The following is a 13,610-nucleotide window of genomic DNA, read 5'->3' as shown; positions in this document are numbered from 1 at the left end:
CCATCCCGAACAGGACAGTGAAACGACTTTGCGCCGATGATAGTGCGGGTTCCCGTGTGAAAGTAGGTCATCGTCAGGCTCTTACAGCCCAAGAAACCCCGTAGCCCAAAGCTACGGGGTTTTTTGCTTGTTTGCGCAGAAGTACTTGTATCGTCGCCTGCGCGATGTGCGTGCGCCATGGTGGGCGCAAACGGCTTGAAAGATGAACATGCAACTGCAAGACATTCTGTATTCCCAAGGGTTCGGCATCCGCCGCGTGTGTTCCGGACTGGTCCAGCAGGGCTGGGTGGAACTGTGGGACACCGAGGCCAATGACTGGGTGCGTTGCCTCGACTCCACGCAGGACATCGATCCTGAAGGCCTGCGCTATCGCGTGCAGGGCGTGGAGTGGGCCTATCACGCGCTGGGCTATGTGCTGCTGCACAAACCGGCGGGCACGGAGTGCTCGCAAAAACCTTCAACCTATCCGAGCATTTACTCGCTTTTGCCCTTGCCGCTGCGGCTGCGCCCGAACAAGGGTGCCGTGCAGGGGGTGCAGGCCGTGGGTCGGCTGGACCAGGACACGACGGGCCTGCTGCTGCTCAGCGATGACGGGCAGTTCATCCACCGCATGAGCTCGCCCAAGAAGCATGTGCCCAAGATCTATCGCGTGACCACCAAGCATCCGGTCGATGCCAGCCAGGTGCAGCGCCTGCTCGACGGCGTGGTGCTCGACGATGACCCCAAGCCCGTCAAGGCCGCTGCCTGCGAGCAGGTGAGCGAGCATGTGCTGGACCTCACGCTGACCGAAGGCAAGTACCACCAGGTCAAGCGCATGATCGCGGCCGTTGGCAATCGCGTCGAGGGCCTGCATCGCTGGAAGATCGGCGAGCTGGAGCTCACCGAGGACCTGCAGCCGGGCCAGTGGCGATGGTTGACGGCCGAGGATCTGGCCAAGCTCAAGGCCAAGTGAGGCAGGGGGCCGCGTTTCCATGATGAATTCCGCTGACCCAGGCCGGGGCTGGGCCCTGTTGTGCACTGCTTTCGATGCGCCCGTGCCGGATGCGCTGCGCATCCAGCAGGACGTGTTGATCGTGGTGGATGGCCGCGGCATGATCGATGCCGTGCTGGAGCGCGGTGATCCCCGCCGCGCCGCTCTGGAGGCCGCGCATGCTGCCGCAGGCACGCTGCAGCGCCTGCCGGAGGGCCAGTACCTTTTGCCCGGCATGGTGGACCTGCATGTGCATGCACCGCAATGGCCGCAAAGCGGCAAGGCCCTGGATGTGCCGCTGGAAACCTGGCTGCAGGAGTACACCTTTCCGTTGGAAGCGCGCTACGGCGATGCCGGCTTTGCCACTTCGGTCTACGACAGCGTGGTGCGCACGCTGCTGGCCAATGGCACGACGACGGCCATGTACTTCGGCACCATCCACGCCGTGGGCAACCAGGTGCTGGCCGAACGCTGCCTGGCCCTGGGTCAGCGCGCCCTGGTGGGCAAGGTGGCGATGGACGAGCCGTCGCAATGCCCTCCGTACTACAAGGACGCCAGCGCCGCCGAAGGCATTGCCGAGACGGTGCGCTTCATCGACTGGCTGCGCCAGCATCCGGACAACGCGCAGCAGCGTGTGCTGCCGGTGATCACGCCGCGCTTCATTCCTTCGTGCACCGACGAGCTGCTGCGCGGCCTGGGCGACCTGGCTGGACGCACCGGCGCCCATGTGCAAACCCATTGTTCCGAGAGCGACTGGGCGCATGCCCATGTGCTGGAACGCCAGGGCCGCACCGATGCGCATGCGCTGCATGATTTCGGCCTGCTCACGCGTCGCACGGTCGTGGCCCATGCCAACTTCCTCACGGCCGATGACGTGGCGCTGATGGCGCGCACGGGCGCCTCGGTAGCGCATTGCCCTCTGTCCAACTTCTATTTCGCCAACAGCGTTTTCCCCGCGCGTAGCGGCCGTGAGCAGGGCCTGGGCATGGGGTTGGCCACGGACATCTCGGGCGGCTACAGCCCCAGCATGTTCGATGCCTGCCGCCACGCCATGACGGCCTCGCTGGCCTTGCATGAGGGGGTGGACCCGGCCCTGGGCGCTTCGCAGCGCGGCAGGGCGGGGCAGGGCGTGCAGGCCCGCATCGACCACGTCTTTGCGCTGTGGCTGGCCACGGCGGCGGGGGGCGATGCGCTGGACCTGCCCATTGGCCGCATCGAGCCCGGCCACGCCATGGACGCCCTGGCCATCGACTGCCAGGGGCCTGACTCCAATGTCCAGATCTGGCCCGGCGCGGATGGGCCGGCCGACATTCTGCAAAAGATCATCCACCACGCCACGCGCGCCAATGTGGCCAGCACCTGGGTGCAGGGCGAGTGCGTGCACCGGCGCCAGGCCGCCGGCGCTGTCACTGCTGTCTGAGCGCCGCAGTCTTTAGGCTGCGGCCGTTTTCCGCATTTTTCCGTCCCATGACCGAACCGACCTCCTCCTACGAAGGGCGCCTGATCGCCCGCCCCGACGACCGCGTCTCGCTGTCACAGGCCCTGTTGCTGGGCCTGCAGCATGTGATGGCCATGGACGTGTATGTCGTGCCCTTCATCATTGCCTCGGCCCTGGCGCTGTCGCAAGCCGATGCGGCGTCCATGATCCAGTCCACCTTTCTTGCCGCAGGCGTGGGCACGCTGATCCAGACCGCCTGGTGCATGCGCATGCCTGTTGCGCAAGGGCCTTCCTACATTCCGCTGGGTGCCATCCTGGCCGTGGCCTTTGGCGCGGGCGGTGGCTTTGGCGGCATGGGAGCCGTCTATGGCGCGCTGATTCCGGGAGCGCTGATCGTCATTGCGCTGGGGGCGCTGGGCTGGTTCCACCGCGTGATCCGCTGGCTGGTGCCTCCCATCGTCGGCGGCACCATCATCCTCGTGGTGGGGCTGTCGCTGCTGCCGATTGCGCTCAGCGCCAACGTGTTCTCTGTCCACGGCGGCATGACGGTCAACCAGTCGATTGCGCTGGCATCGGTGTCGGCGGCGCTGCTGATCGCGGCCATGATGCTGGGCCTGCGCTTTGACAACCGGCTGGGCCGCTGGATGCGCCTGTCGTCGGTGATCATTGCGCTGGCCGGCGGCACGGCCGTGGCCTGGGCCATGGGCCTGTTCGCCTGGCAGCCGGTTGCGGATGCGCCCTGGCTGACGCTGCCAAAGCTGGCCGGCATCGACTACCCGCTGCAGTTCAGCCTGCCTGCCGTGCTGACCTTTGTCGTGATCTATCTGGTGGTCATGGCGGAAACCACGGGCACCTGGTTCGCGGTCTCGGCCGTGATCAACCAGCCCATCACCAGCCGCCAGCTCGACCGTGGCGCCGTGGGAGAGGGCCTGAGCTGCAGCGTGGCCGCACTGATCGGCGCCACGCCCGTCACCGGCTACTCCACCAATGCGGGCGTGATCTCCATCACCGGCGTGGCCAGCCGCATGGTTTTCATTGCAGCCGGCCTGGTGCTGGCCTGCCTGGGCTTTCTGGGCAAGTTCTCGGCGCTGATTGCGGCCATTCCCTCGCCCGTGATCGGCGGCATGTTCGCCGTGGTCTGCGTGACCATTGCCATGGCGGGTATCCGCATCCTGCGCCATGTGCGCCTGGACGAGCGCGCCATGCTGGTGGTGGGCGTGCCCATCATCTGCTCCTTCTTCGCCACGCTGGCTCCCAAGGACTGGGTCCAGACCCTGCCGGACATGCTGCAGTACCTGCTGGGCTCGGCCGTGACCGTGGGGGCCATGGCCGCCATGGTGATGAACCTCATCCTGCCGCGTGCGCAGGGGGACGACGCACCGGCCAAGGACCAGGTGGTCTGAACGCCGCAGGGGTCTGCGCCCGCAAACCCATGAGAAAAGGCCATGCGCAGTGGTTGCGCATGGCCTTTTTGCTGGAAGAGGCGTGAGGCGGGCAGGGCCGCAGGATTCAGCGCCGGTCCAGGTCGTCGATGGATGCGCTCCAGCGGCTGTCCCAGTTGCCGCGCTCGCGCACCTGGTCGATCTGGCGGCGGTCGCGCTTGGTGGGGCGGCCGTCGTGCTGGTCGGCAATGCTGCTGGCGGGCTCGGGCGCCAGCCGGCGCTGCTCGGCCAGGCGCTCCCGCTCGGCCAGGCTTGCGGCGGTTTCTTCGTACAGGGCCTGGGCCACGGGCGCGGGGCCGCGCATGCCGGACAGGCCACGAATGACCACGGTGCGCGGAATCTGGCCCTGGCGCAGCACCACGGTGTCGCCGCAGCGCACCTCGCGCGCGGGCTTGACCAGGGCTCCGTTGACGGTGATGCGGCCCTTGCCGATCTCTTCTACCGCCAGGCTGCGCGTCTTGTAGAAACGCGCGCACCACAGCCATTTGTCCAGACGTATGGATTCGATATCGGTCATGGCGTTATTGTGCGCGCGGCGCGGGGTGCTTGCCAGTGGCCGGTTGCAGCGGAATCGCCACGTGCGCATGCAATCCGCAGACCAGGCCTTGCCGGTAGATGTTGCGCAGTTCGATGACGCCGCCCAGCGTCTGCACGATCTCGTGGCAGATGGCCAGCCCCAGGCCCGAGCCGCTGCGCGCGTTGCCGGCCGAGAACGGCTGGAACAGCCGCTGGGCCAGGTCGCTGTCTATGCCCGGCCCGCTGTCGCGCAGGCTGAGCACGGCCTGGCTGCCGGCCTGGTGCACGCTGATGTGCAGGCTGCCGGCCGCAGGCATGTGGCGTATGGCGTTGTGCAGCAGGTTGCGCGTGAGTTCGCGCAGCATCCATTCATGGGCCGGCACGGGGCAGGGCTCGGTGTCTATGGAGAAGTCGATGTCCTGCTCGGCAATCAGCGGCGACAGTTCGATGGCCACGTCGCGCACCACTTCGTCCAGCAGGCTGGGGGCGGGCGACGCCGGCTCGGCGCTGTCTTCCTGCCGTAGCTGCTCGACCTTGGCCAGCGCCAGCATCTGGTTGGCCAGCCGCGTGGCGCGATCCACGGTGGCGCCGATTTCCTCGAAGGCCTGCTCGGCCGGCACATCGCCGCGCTGGGCCGACTGCAGCTGGGCCTTGAGCACGGCCAGCGGCGTGCGCAACTGGTGCGATGCATCGCGCACAAAGCGCTTCTGGTCCGACAGCAGCTGGCGCAGCCGCAGCATGAGCTGGTTGATGGCCTCCAGCAACGGCTGCAATTCGCGCGGCGCAGCGGGGGCCGACAGCGGGCTCAGGTCGCCGCGCGGGCGCGAGCGCAGGTCGCTGCTGAGCTGGCGCACGGGCTGGGTGGCCCGCTGCACCACAAAGATCACGATCAGCGCCACGGCAGCCACCAGCAGGGCCTGGCGTGCCAGCGTGGTGCGCAGGATCTGCAGGGCCAGGGTCTCGCGCAGCTCCAGCGTCTCGGCCACCTGGATCACGGCCATGCCGCGCCCCTTGGCGCTGGCCACGGGCTGCAGCAGCACGGCCATGCGCACGGGCCGGCCCCGGAACTGCGCGTCGTAGAAATCGACCAGGGCCGCGTAGGGCGGGCGCTGGGGGATGACGCCGTGCCACATGGGCAGCTCGCCAAAGCCCGACACCATTTCCCCGTCCAGCGTGGAGACGCGGTAGAACATGCGGCTCTGGTTGTCGGCCTCGAAGATCTCCAGCGCCGAGTAGGGAACGATGGCATGCAACTGGGCGGACTCGTCATAGCCCGTCACATCCAGCTGCTCGCTGATGCTCTTGGCCGATGCCAGCAACGTGCGGTCATAGGCGGTGTTCAGCGCAGCCAGCGTCTGGTGGTACAGGCTCCAGGTATTGAAGCCAATGAACAGAATGACGGGGACGAGGATGCCCGTCAGCAGCTGGCGGCGCAGCGACCAGGGCTGGCGCGCGCGGGCGGGGGCGGGAAGGGGAAGACCGGGGTCGCGCATGGGCTTGCGGTGCAGGAATGCGGCAATGCGTCAGGCCGACTCGGCCTTGAGCAGATAGCCCAGGCCGCGCAGCGTGACCAGTTGCACGCCCGTGCCCGACAGCTTCTTGCGCAGCCGGTAGGCGACGACTTCCACGGCCTCGTACTGCACGTCGGACTCGCCGGGAAACACCAGCGCGAACAGCCGCTCCTTGGCCACGGCATGGCCGGGGCGCGCCAGCAGGGCGTGCATCAGGGCCAGCTCGCGTGGCGTCAGCTCCATGATCTCGCCATCGCGGTGGATGGCGCCGCTGGCCTTGTCGTAGCGCAGCGCGCCCATAGCAATGGTCTCGGGCGGCGGCTTGGGCGCGAAGCTGTCGCTGCTGCGGCGCAGCAGGGCGCGCAGCCGGGCCTCCAGCTCGTCGAGGTCGAAGGGCTTGGCCAGGTAGTCGTCCGCGCCGGCGTTCAGGCCCAGCACGCGGTCGCCCACGGTGCCGCGCGCAGTCAGGATGAGCACGGGCGTGCGCAGGCCCTGGCCGCGCGCACGCTCCAGCACCTGCAGGCCGTCCAGGCCGGGCAGGCTCAAATCCAGCACCACGGCGTCGGGCTCGCGCACCAGCCACTGCGCCAGGGCCGAGGGGCCGTCGGCCGCCGTCTCCACCTGGATACCGCGCCGGATCAGCGTGCGCTGCAGCGTGGTGCGCATGGCGTTGTCATCTTCTACGAGCAGCAATTGCATGGCCCGCACGTTAGCACCGGGCGCGATGCAGGCCATCGCGCCAAGAGCGATCTAGGGATTCCCCTAGGGGTTTGGACAGCCATTTGACAGGTAGCGAACCGATCATCGACAGCCTTACAACACAAGGAGTCAAACCATGCGTCGTGATACTTTTCTGAAGTCGCTGGCCGCACTGGCCGCCGCAGGCAGCCTGCCGCTGTCTGCCCAGGCTGCGGTCGCCGTCAAGATGATGCTGCCGGCCAACCCCGGCGGCGGCTGGGACACCACGGGCCGTGCCCTGGGCAAGGCTTTGCAGGACGCTGGTCAGGCTGCTTCCGTCACCTATGACAACAAGGGCGGCGCCGCCGGCGCCATCGGTCTTGCGCAGTTCGTCAACGGCAGCAAGGGCGATCCCAACGCCATGATGGTCATGGGCGCCGTCATGCTGGGCGGCATCATCACGGGCAAGCCGCCCGTGAACCTGACGCAGGCCACGCCGCTGGCGCGCCTGACCAGCGAATACAACGTGTTCGTGCTGCCCGCCAACTCGCCCTTCAAGAACATGGCCGAGGTGATCGCCCAGCTCAAGAAGGACCCGGGCTCCGTCAAGTGGGGCGGCGGCTCGCGCGGCTCCACCGAGCACATTGCGGCGGCCATGATCGCGCGTGAAGTCGGCGTCGATCCCTCCAAGATCAACTACGTGGCCTTCCGTGGAGGCGGCGAGGCCATCTCCGCCATCCTGGGCGGCAACGTCACCGTGGGCGGCAGCGGCTTCAGCGAGTTCGCCGAGTACATCAGCACCGGCAAGATGAAGCCCATCGGCGTGACCTCGGGCCAGCGCCTGAAGGGCGTGGACGTGCCCACGCTCAAGGAGCAGGGCATCAACGTCGAGATCGGCAACTGGCGCGGCGTGTACGGCGCGCCCGGCATCACCAAGCCCCAGCGCGACGCGCTGGTCGCCATGCTGGAGAAGGCCACCAAGAGCAAGGCCTGGGCCGAGGCTCTGCAGAAGAACGACTGGACGCCCGCGTGGCTGGCCGGCGATGCCTTCGGCGAGTTCGTGGACCAGGAGTTCGCGAGCCTGCGCGCCACCATGGTCAAGTCCGGCATGGTGTGATCGAACGGCCGCACCGGCCTCTTGCGGGGCCGGTGCGGCCACAGGCCTGCACTCCTGCGGGCCACGGCAGGCGCCAGTCGCAGCGCCTGCTTCAAGAAGCGGAAGATGCCCGCGCGCCGCGCCAGCGGCCCGCTGGCCCCGGCGGCTTAATTTTTTCCCCACGTCTGCAGCGGTGGCCGGCCCGGTCGCCGGTTCCGCTGCGGCCAGGAACTGACCATGTCCGAGTCCTCACAACCCAATCCACTTGCCACGGATGCCGCCCAGGCCGATGAGCCCAGCGGCTTTCCCTCGGTTCGCGCGCAGACCATCGTCGGCTCTGGCGTGCTGCTCGTCGCTGCAGGCCTGGCCTTCGGCGCGCTGCAGATTCCTTCCGACTCCGGCTACGGCGGCGTCGGCCCCAATTTCCTGCCCTGGCTGTGCGCCGTGGTGCTCGCGGTCTGCGGCGCCTGGCTGGTCTGGGAGGCGCGCACGGGCGGCTACCGTGAAGCCTCCGCACCTGGCGGCCATCCACGCGCCGACATCGGCGCCTTCGTCTGGGTGTCGGCCGGCCTGATGGTCAACGCCGCACTGATCGGCACGGCGGGCTTCATCGTCAGCTGCACCATCTGCTACGTGCTGGCCGTGCAGGGCCTGCGCCGTGCTGGCGGCCAGGCCCAGGCGGGCGCACCCATCACCTGGGTCAAGGACGTGGTCACCGGGCTGCTCATCTCGGCGCCCGTGTTCTGGGCCTTCACGCAATTCCTGGCAATCAACCTACCGGGCCTGACTGAGACGGGGTGGCTGTAATGGAAATCTTTGACGCACTGATGGCGGGCTTCGCCACCGCCATTACACCCGCCAACCTGCTGTGGGCTCTGGTCGGCTGCGCCCTGGGCACGGCCGTGGGCGTGCTGCCCGGCATCGGCCCGGCCGTGGCCGTGGCCATGCTGCTGCCCATTACCGCCAAGGTCGAGGTCACCGCCTCGATGATCTTCTTCGCGGGCATCTACTACGGCGCCATGTATGGCGGCTCCACCACCTCCATCCTGCTGAACACGCCCGGGGAGACCGCGAGCATGGTCACGGCCATGGAGGGCAACAAGATGGCCAAGAGCGGCCGCGCGGGCGCCGCGCTGGCCACCTCCGCCATCGGCTCCTTCGTGGCCGGCACCGTGGCCACCGTGGTCGTCACGCTGTTCGCCCCCTCGGTGGCCGACTTTGCCGTCAAGCTGGGTCCGCCCGAGTACTTCATGCTGATGGTGCTGGCCTTCACCACCGTCAGTGCCGTGCTCGGCCAAAGCGCGCTGCGCGGCATGACGGCCCTGTTCCTGGGGCTGGCGCTGGGCTGCATCGGCATGGACCAGATTTCGGGCGCTGCGCGCTACACCATGGGCAAGATGGAACTGCTGGACGGCGTGGACATCGTGCTCGTGGCCGTGGGCCTGTTCGCCGTGGCCGAGGTGCTGTACGCCGCCATGTACGAAGGCAAGGTCGTCGATACGCAAAACAGGATGGGCCGCGTGCACATGACCGGCCGCGACTGGAAGCGTTCGTGGCCCGCCTGGCTGCGCGGCACCGTCATCGGCACACCCTTCGGCTGCATCCCTGCCGGCGGCACCGAGATCCCCACCTTCCTGAGCTACGCCACCGAAAAGAAGCTGGCCAAGGGTGAGAACCGCGCCGAGTTCGGCACCAAGGGCGCCATCGAAGGTGTGGCCGGCCCCGAGGCCGCCAACAACGCCACCGTGACCGCCGCGCTGATCCCGCTGCTGACCCTGGGCATTCCCACCAGCAACACCACGGCCGTGCTGCTGGGTGCGTTCCAGAACTACGGCATCAACCCCGGCCCGCAGCTGTTCAGCTCTTCGGCTGCCCTGGTCTGGGCGCTGATCGCCTCGCTGTACATCGGCAACCTGATGCTGCTGGTGCTCAACCTGCCCATGGTGGGCCTGTGGGTCAAGCTGCTCAAGATCCCGCGTCCCCAGCTGTACGCAGGCATCCTGATCTTCGCCACCGTGGGTGCCTACGGCATGCGCCAGAGCGCCTTCGACCTGTTCCTGCTGTACGGCATCGGCGTGCTGGGCGTGATCATGCGCCGCTTCGACTTCCCCACCGCGCCCGTCGTGGTCGGCATGATCCTGGGCCCCCTGGCCGAGGCACAGATGCGCAATGCCGTGTCCATCGGCGAAGGCAGCTGGTGGATCTTCCTGCAGCGCCCCATGTCGCTGACGCTGATCATCATCGTGGCCTGCGTGCTCATCGTGCCGCGCGTGCTCAAGCGCCTGCAACCCAAGCCCTCGCCGGAGGCGGCTGCAGGCTGATGCCAACCCGTTGCTAGCCGGCCCGGCGGTGCCACGCATGGCGCCCCGGGCCCCTGACAGCCCCTGCCTTTCGAGGCAGGGGCTTTTTTTATTGGCGCGCCTTGATGCGGGTCAGCAGGCGCCTCATGCCCATTGCACCAATGGCATGAGAAATTTATCGATATGTCCTTCCATTGGTGAGGCGGCATTCAATTGCTGATGTATCCAAGATAATCAATTTGCTTACATTTATAAGAGGAGTCTGACGCATAAATCAATTGCGCCATTGCCAGTGGCCTGTCTATGATTCCCGCTCATCGAGAGAGGGAGCCGTCCGTAGGGCGGTTGACACAATGACACGACCATTTGCCATCCGCACGCCATGGGGCGAGCCACTGCATTCTCATGAAATGCTTGGCCATCAGAGAATCCGCCACTGTTTCCATCTACCCGGAATGAGGCAATGTGAAGCAATTGCCGCCCTGGATACAGCGATACATTGCGACTGCGCCATCAAGTCCACTCAGGAGAAGTCTGCATGAGTGGCAAACCCGCAGCCCGCATCACCGACAGCGTCGTCAAGGGCAAGATCGTCACCGGCTCGCGCACCGTGCTCATCGGCAGCCAGGGCGGCCTGGCCTGCTCCGTCTGCCCGGACGGCATCACCGTCGGATCCCCTGTGAACCCCCAGCTGGGCGCCAAGGTCCTGCGGGGCGCAGAAGACCTGGACTTTGCCCTGCCGTCGGCCGCGCTGCCTGTGGCTTGGCAGCGCCAGTACAGCAGCTACGTCAACCCCAAGCACGGCGCGGCCTGCGGCCTGCTGGGCCATGGCTGGCACCTGCTGCAGGAGCTCAGCATCCGCTTGCAGGAAGAGTCCACCTTGCTGCTGGATGCCAGCGGCCGCGTCATCACCTTCGACCAGCCCCTGGTGCCGGGCGGCCAGCTGCACAGTGCCAGCGAAGACATCTGGCTGCTGCGCGGCGGCAGCACGGAGCCGGACGGCGGCACAGCGCCCTGGGCCGCCAATCCTCGGTGGTCGCATGTGGAACAGGCACTGGTGCGCAACCCACAAGCCATCCTCGCGGTCAGCGGCGATGGCGACACCCTCTGGGGCTTTGGCCCTGCGCCCGGTGAACCTGTCGACGGTCCCTGGCGCCTCATGGCCCAGATCGACTGCTTCGGGCGCCGCCAGCTCTACCACTACAGCGACGGCACCACGCCCGAGGCCGGCCACAGTGCGAGCAAGGACCTCATCCCCGCAGGCCGCCTGGTCTCGCTGAGCGACGGCACAGGCCGGCGCTATCGACTGCTGCACCAGCGCATCCATGGCGGCAGGGATGCGCTGGGTTTGTGGGGCGCCGACGACGGCTGGCGGGTCACAGGCGTGGACCTCACACAGGACCCGTTGAACCCCCTGTCCGCCCCCATCGCCCTCGTGCGCTACGGCTACAGCAGCGCAGGCGACCTCATCACCGTCCACGACCGCGCAGGCCAGCTCGTGCGCGAATTCGAATGGGACCACCACCGCATCAGCGCCCACCGCCATGCCAGCGGACCCTGGCACCGCTACCGCTACGAGAGCGCCCAGCCCGGCGCCCGCGTCATCGAGCACAGCAACCAGGAAGGGCTCAGCTACCGCTTCGACTACCTGGCCCAGCCCCCGGGCCCCGACGGCCAGCCGCGTGCCGCCACCCGCGTCAGCGACAGCCTGGATCGCATCGAGACCTACTACTTCGAAGGCGCAGCGGGCCTGTCGCGCCTCATCGCCCACCACAAGGCCGATGGCAGCCGCTGGCTGCAAAGCTACGACAGCTTCGGCCGGCTGGCTTCGCGCACCGACCCGCTGGGGCGCAGCGTCCACCTCCGGCGTGATGGCCAGGGCCGGCTCATCGGCGTGCAACTGCCCGACGGGCGCAGCACCCAGCAGGAACACGACGAAGCCACCGGCCGCCTGCTGCAAAGCACTGACACCGCAGGGGCCAGCACCGGCTACCAATACGACGCCTGGGGACGCCTCACCCAGATCACCCAGGCCGACGGCAGCACCGAGAGCTACCACTACCCCGACCCCCAGGAAGCGCCGCTCACCTGCGACAGCCCCCGGCGCATCGAAGACGCCCAGGGCGGCAGCAAACAGCTGGCCTGGAGCGACGCGGGCCAACTGCTCAGCTACACCGACTGCTCGGGCCACAGCACGCACTACCACTACGACCGCTGGGGCGCGCTCATCGAAGTGGACAACGCCCTGGGCCAGCGCCAACGCCACCAGCGCGATGGCCAGGGCCGCATCGTGGCCAGCGAACTGCCCAACGGCCAGATCGAGCGCTACCACTACGACAGCGCAGGCCACCTCACGCGCATCGATCCGGCCCAGCCTGCGGGCACCTCCAGCGAAACCCAGGCCGCCGACCCCAGCATCCACCTGCGCTACGACCTCTGGGGCAGGCTGGTCCAGCGAACACATGGCGGCCTCACCCTGGCCTTCGAATACGACAACGCCGGCCGCCTCCTGCGCCTCGTCAACGAGAACGGGGCGCAAAGCCGCTTTGCCTGGGACGCGCTGGACCGGCTCGTGCAGGAAGAAGGCTTCGACCAACGGCTGCAGCGCTACCGCTGGGACGCGGCAGGCCAGCTCATGGAAGCCACGGACGGCAACGCCGCACAGCAAAGCAGCAGCCACTACCGCTGGGACGAAGGCGGGCGTCTCGCCGAACGCCAGCTGCCCGCCACACCCCATGCGCCTGCACAAACCCACCGATACGAATGGGATGCGGCCGGGCGCCTTACGGCGGCCAGCGTCTGGCAGCACACTGGCGAGAACACCGCAGAGAACACCATCCAGCTGCAAAGCCGCATAGCACTGGAGCGCGACGCCCTGGGCCGCATCACCGCAGAAGTGCAACAGCTGTACCGGCCTGGCAAGGACGGGGGCGGGAACGGGGGCGCAGAGCAGATCGAATACGAACACCGCATCGCCCACACCCTGGACCCCCTGGGCGCACGCCAGCACAGCCAGTTGCAAGGCCTGGGGGAGATCGCCTGGCTCACCTACGGTTCAGGCCATGTGCACGGACTGCAGCTCAACGGAGCCAGCCTCATCGACTTCGAGCGCGACAACCTGCACCGCGAAGTCCGCCGCAGCCTGCACCCACCCACCGCCGCAGCAGATGCGCAAAACCCTCTGCAGGTGCAACGCCAATGGGACAGCCTGGGCCGCCTCACGGCCCTGGGCACCACAGGCCTGCAAAGCACGGAAGGCCGTGATCACCTGGTCCAGCCCCTCATAGGCCAGATCCTCGGCCGCCGCTACCACTACGACAGCCTGGGCCAGCTCGTCGCCATCGAACAGGCCGGTGCCCCAGGCCAGGCCGCACAACTGCTGCGCTACGGTTACGACAGCGCCGGGCGCCTCAGAGCGGCCACCGACAGCCAGGACCCCCAGATCACCACCCGCTGGCAGATCGACCCTGCAGGCAACCGCCTGCCAGCACCCGGTGCAACGGGTCAGACAGACTCACAAGACAACTGGGCCGCCCAGGTCCACGCCCACTGGCGGCACACCGACTTCAACCTCATGGGCCTGGGCCACCTTGCAGGCCAGCGCCAAGGCCCCGTGCAGCGCTGGGAAGACAACCGCATAGGCTTCACTGAAGACCGCG

General features: G+C 67.6%; 10 protein-coding genes. 7 read left to right on the top strand and 3 right to left on the bottom strand.

Going from position 1 to position 13,610, the window contains the following annotated elements; all coding sequences use genetic code 11:
• The first annotated feature begins 208 nt into the window (after positions 1 to 208).
• Genes IB269_RS28880 through IB269_RS28870 form a run of 3 tightly spaced genes read left to right on the top strand, consistent with a single transcriptional unit; the run spans position 209 to position 3,811 of the window.
• A complete protein-coding gene (locus IB269_RS28880) occupies positions 209 to 952 on the top strand; it encodes a 16S rRNA pseudouridine(516) synthase (RefSeq protein WP_029733247.1) in 744 nt (247 codons plus the stop codon).
• 19 nt (positions 953 to 971) lie between these two features.
• On the top strand, positions 972 to 2,390 hold the full coding sequence (gene guaD / locus IB269_RS28875; protein ID WP_192368950.1) for a guanine deaminase: 1,419 nt from the start codon (positions 972 to 974) through the stop codon (positions 2,388 to 2,390).
• Between the two features lie 47 nt (positions 2,391 to 2,437).
• Positions 2,438 to 3,811: a uracil-xanthine permease family protein gene (locus IB269_RS28870; protein WP_063326716.1), complete on the top strand. Its 1,374-nt coding sequence runs from the start codon at positions 2,438 to 2,440 to the stop codon at positions 3,809 to 3,811.
• Positions 3,812 to 3,917: 106 nt separating this feature from the next.
• Here IB269_RS28870 and IB269_RS28865 read toward each other — a convergent pair whose 3' ends face one another.
• Genes IB269_RS28865 through IB269_RS28855 form a run of 3 tightly spaced genes read right to left on the bottom strand, consistent with a single transcriptional unit; the run spans position 3,918 to position 6,612 of the window.
• The gene (locus tag IB269_RS28865) at positions 3,918 to 4,367 is read right to left on the bottom strand and encodes an RNA-binding S4 domain-containing protein (protein WP_192368949.1); all 450 of its coding nucleotides are present in this window, start codon (positions 4,365 to 4,367) and stop codon (positions 3,918 to 3,920) included.
• Between the two features lie 4 nt (positions 4,368 to 4,371).
• Entirely contained in the window at positions 4,372 to 5,859 is a 1,488-nt protein-coding gene (locus IB269_RS28860) for a sensor histidine kinase (RefSeq protein WP_192368948.1), read from the bottom strand.
• A gap of 30 nt (positions 5,860 to 5,889) precedes the next feature.
• On the bottom strand, positions 5,890 to 6,612 hold the full coding sequence (locus tag IB269_RS28855) for a response regulator transcription factor (RefSeq protein ID WP_043819580.1): 723 nt from the start codon (positions 6,610 to 6,612) through the stop codon (positions 5,890 to 5,892).
• A gap of 100 nt (positions 6,613 to 6,712) precedes the next feature.
• Here IB269_RS28855 and IB269_RS28850 point away from each other — a divergent pair, with 100 nt between their 5' ends.
• From IB269_RS28850 to IB269_RS28835, 4 genes are all read left to right on the top strand, one after another.
• Positions 6,713 to 7,672: a Bug family tripartite tricarboxylate transporter substrate binding protein gene (locus IB269_RS28850; protein ID WP_013803365.1), complete on the top strand. Its 960-nt coding sequence runs from the start codon at positions 6,713 to 6,715 to the stop codon at positions 7,670 to 7,672.
• A 216-nt stretch (positions 7,673 to 7,888) separates the two neighbouring features.
• Positions 7,889 to 8,458 (top strand): tripartite tricarboxylate transporter TctB family protein, encoded by a 570-nt coding sequence (locus IB269_RS28845; protein WP_063326714.1) that lies wholly within the window; start codon positions 7,889 to 7,891, stop codon positions 8,456 to 8,458.
• Positions 8,458 to 9,972, top strand: a complete 1,515-nt coding sequence (locus IB269_RS28840; protein ID WP_012204439.1) for a tripartite tricarboxylate transporter permease — start codon at positions 8,458 to 8,460, stop codon at positions 9,970 to 9,972. The genes IB269_RS28845 and IB269_RS28840 overlap by 1 nt, the downstream gene beginning before the upstream one ends.
• Before the next feature lie 517 nt (positions 9,973 to 10,489).
• Positions 10,490 to 13,610: DUF6531 domain-containing protein (locus IB269_RS28835; RefSeq protein ID WP_192368947.1), on the top strand; the 3,121-nt coding region annotated here is incomplete at its 3' end.

The organism is Delftia sp. DLF01 (assembly GCF_014852125.1).
In the GTDB taxonomy this organism is placed as follows: domain Bacteria; phylum Pseudomonadota; class Gammaproteobacteria; order Burkholderiales; family Burkholderiaceae_C; genus Comamonas; species Comamonas acidovorans.
The sequence above is the reverse complement of the archived record's forward strand: the minus strand, read 5'-3'. Positions and strand labels throughout refer to the sequence as shown.

What these genes read in the sequence shown, in the direction of transcription:
- IB269_RS28840 (WP_012204439.1), top strand. Translation starts at nt 8,458, where the DNA reads ATGGAAATCTTTGACGCACTGATGGCGGGCTTCGCCACCGCCATTACA.
- IB269_RS28870 (WP_063326716.1), top strand. Translation starts at nt 2,438, where the DNA reads ATGACCGAACCGACCTCCTCCTACGAAGGGCGCCTGATCGCCCGCCCC.
- guaD (WP_192368950.1), top strand. Translation starts at nt 972, where the DNA reads ATGATGAATTCCGCTGACCCAGGCCGGGGCTGGGCCCTGTTGTGCACT.
- IB269_RS28845 (WP_063326714.1), top strand. Translation starts at nt 7,889, where the DNA reads ATGTCCGAGTCCTCACAACCCAATCCACTTGCCACGGATGCCGCCCAG.
- IB269_RS28865 (WP_192368949.1), bottom strand. Translation starts at nt 4,367, where the DNA reads ATGACCGATATCGAATCCATACGTCTGGACAAATGGCTGTGGTGCGCG.
- IB269_RS28880 (WP_029733247.1), top strand. Translation starts at nt 209, where the DNA reads ATGCAACTGCAAGACATTCTGTATTCCCAAGGGTTCGGCATCCGCCGC.
- IB269_RS28855 (WP_043819580.1), bottom strand. Translation starts at nt 6,612, where the DNA reads ATGGCCTGCATCGCGCCCGGTGCTAACGTGCGGGCCATGCAATTGCTG.
- IB269_RS28850 (WP_013803365.1), top strand. Translation starts at nt 6,713, where the DNA reads ATGCGTCGTGATACTTTTCTGAAGTCGCTGGCCGCACTGGCCGCCGCA.
- IB269_RS28860 (WP_192368948.1), bottom strand. Translation starts at nt 5,859, where the DNA reads ATGCGCGACCCCGGTCTTCCCCTTCCCGCCCCCGCCCGCGCGCGCCAG.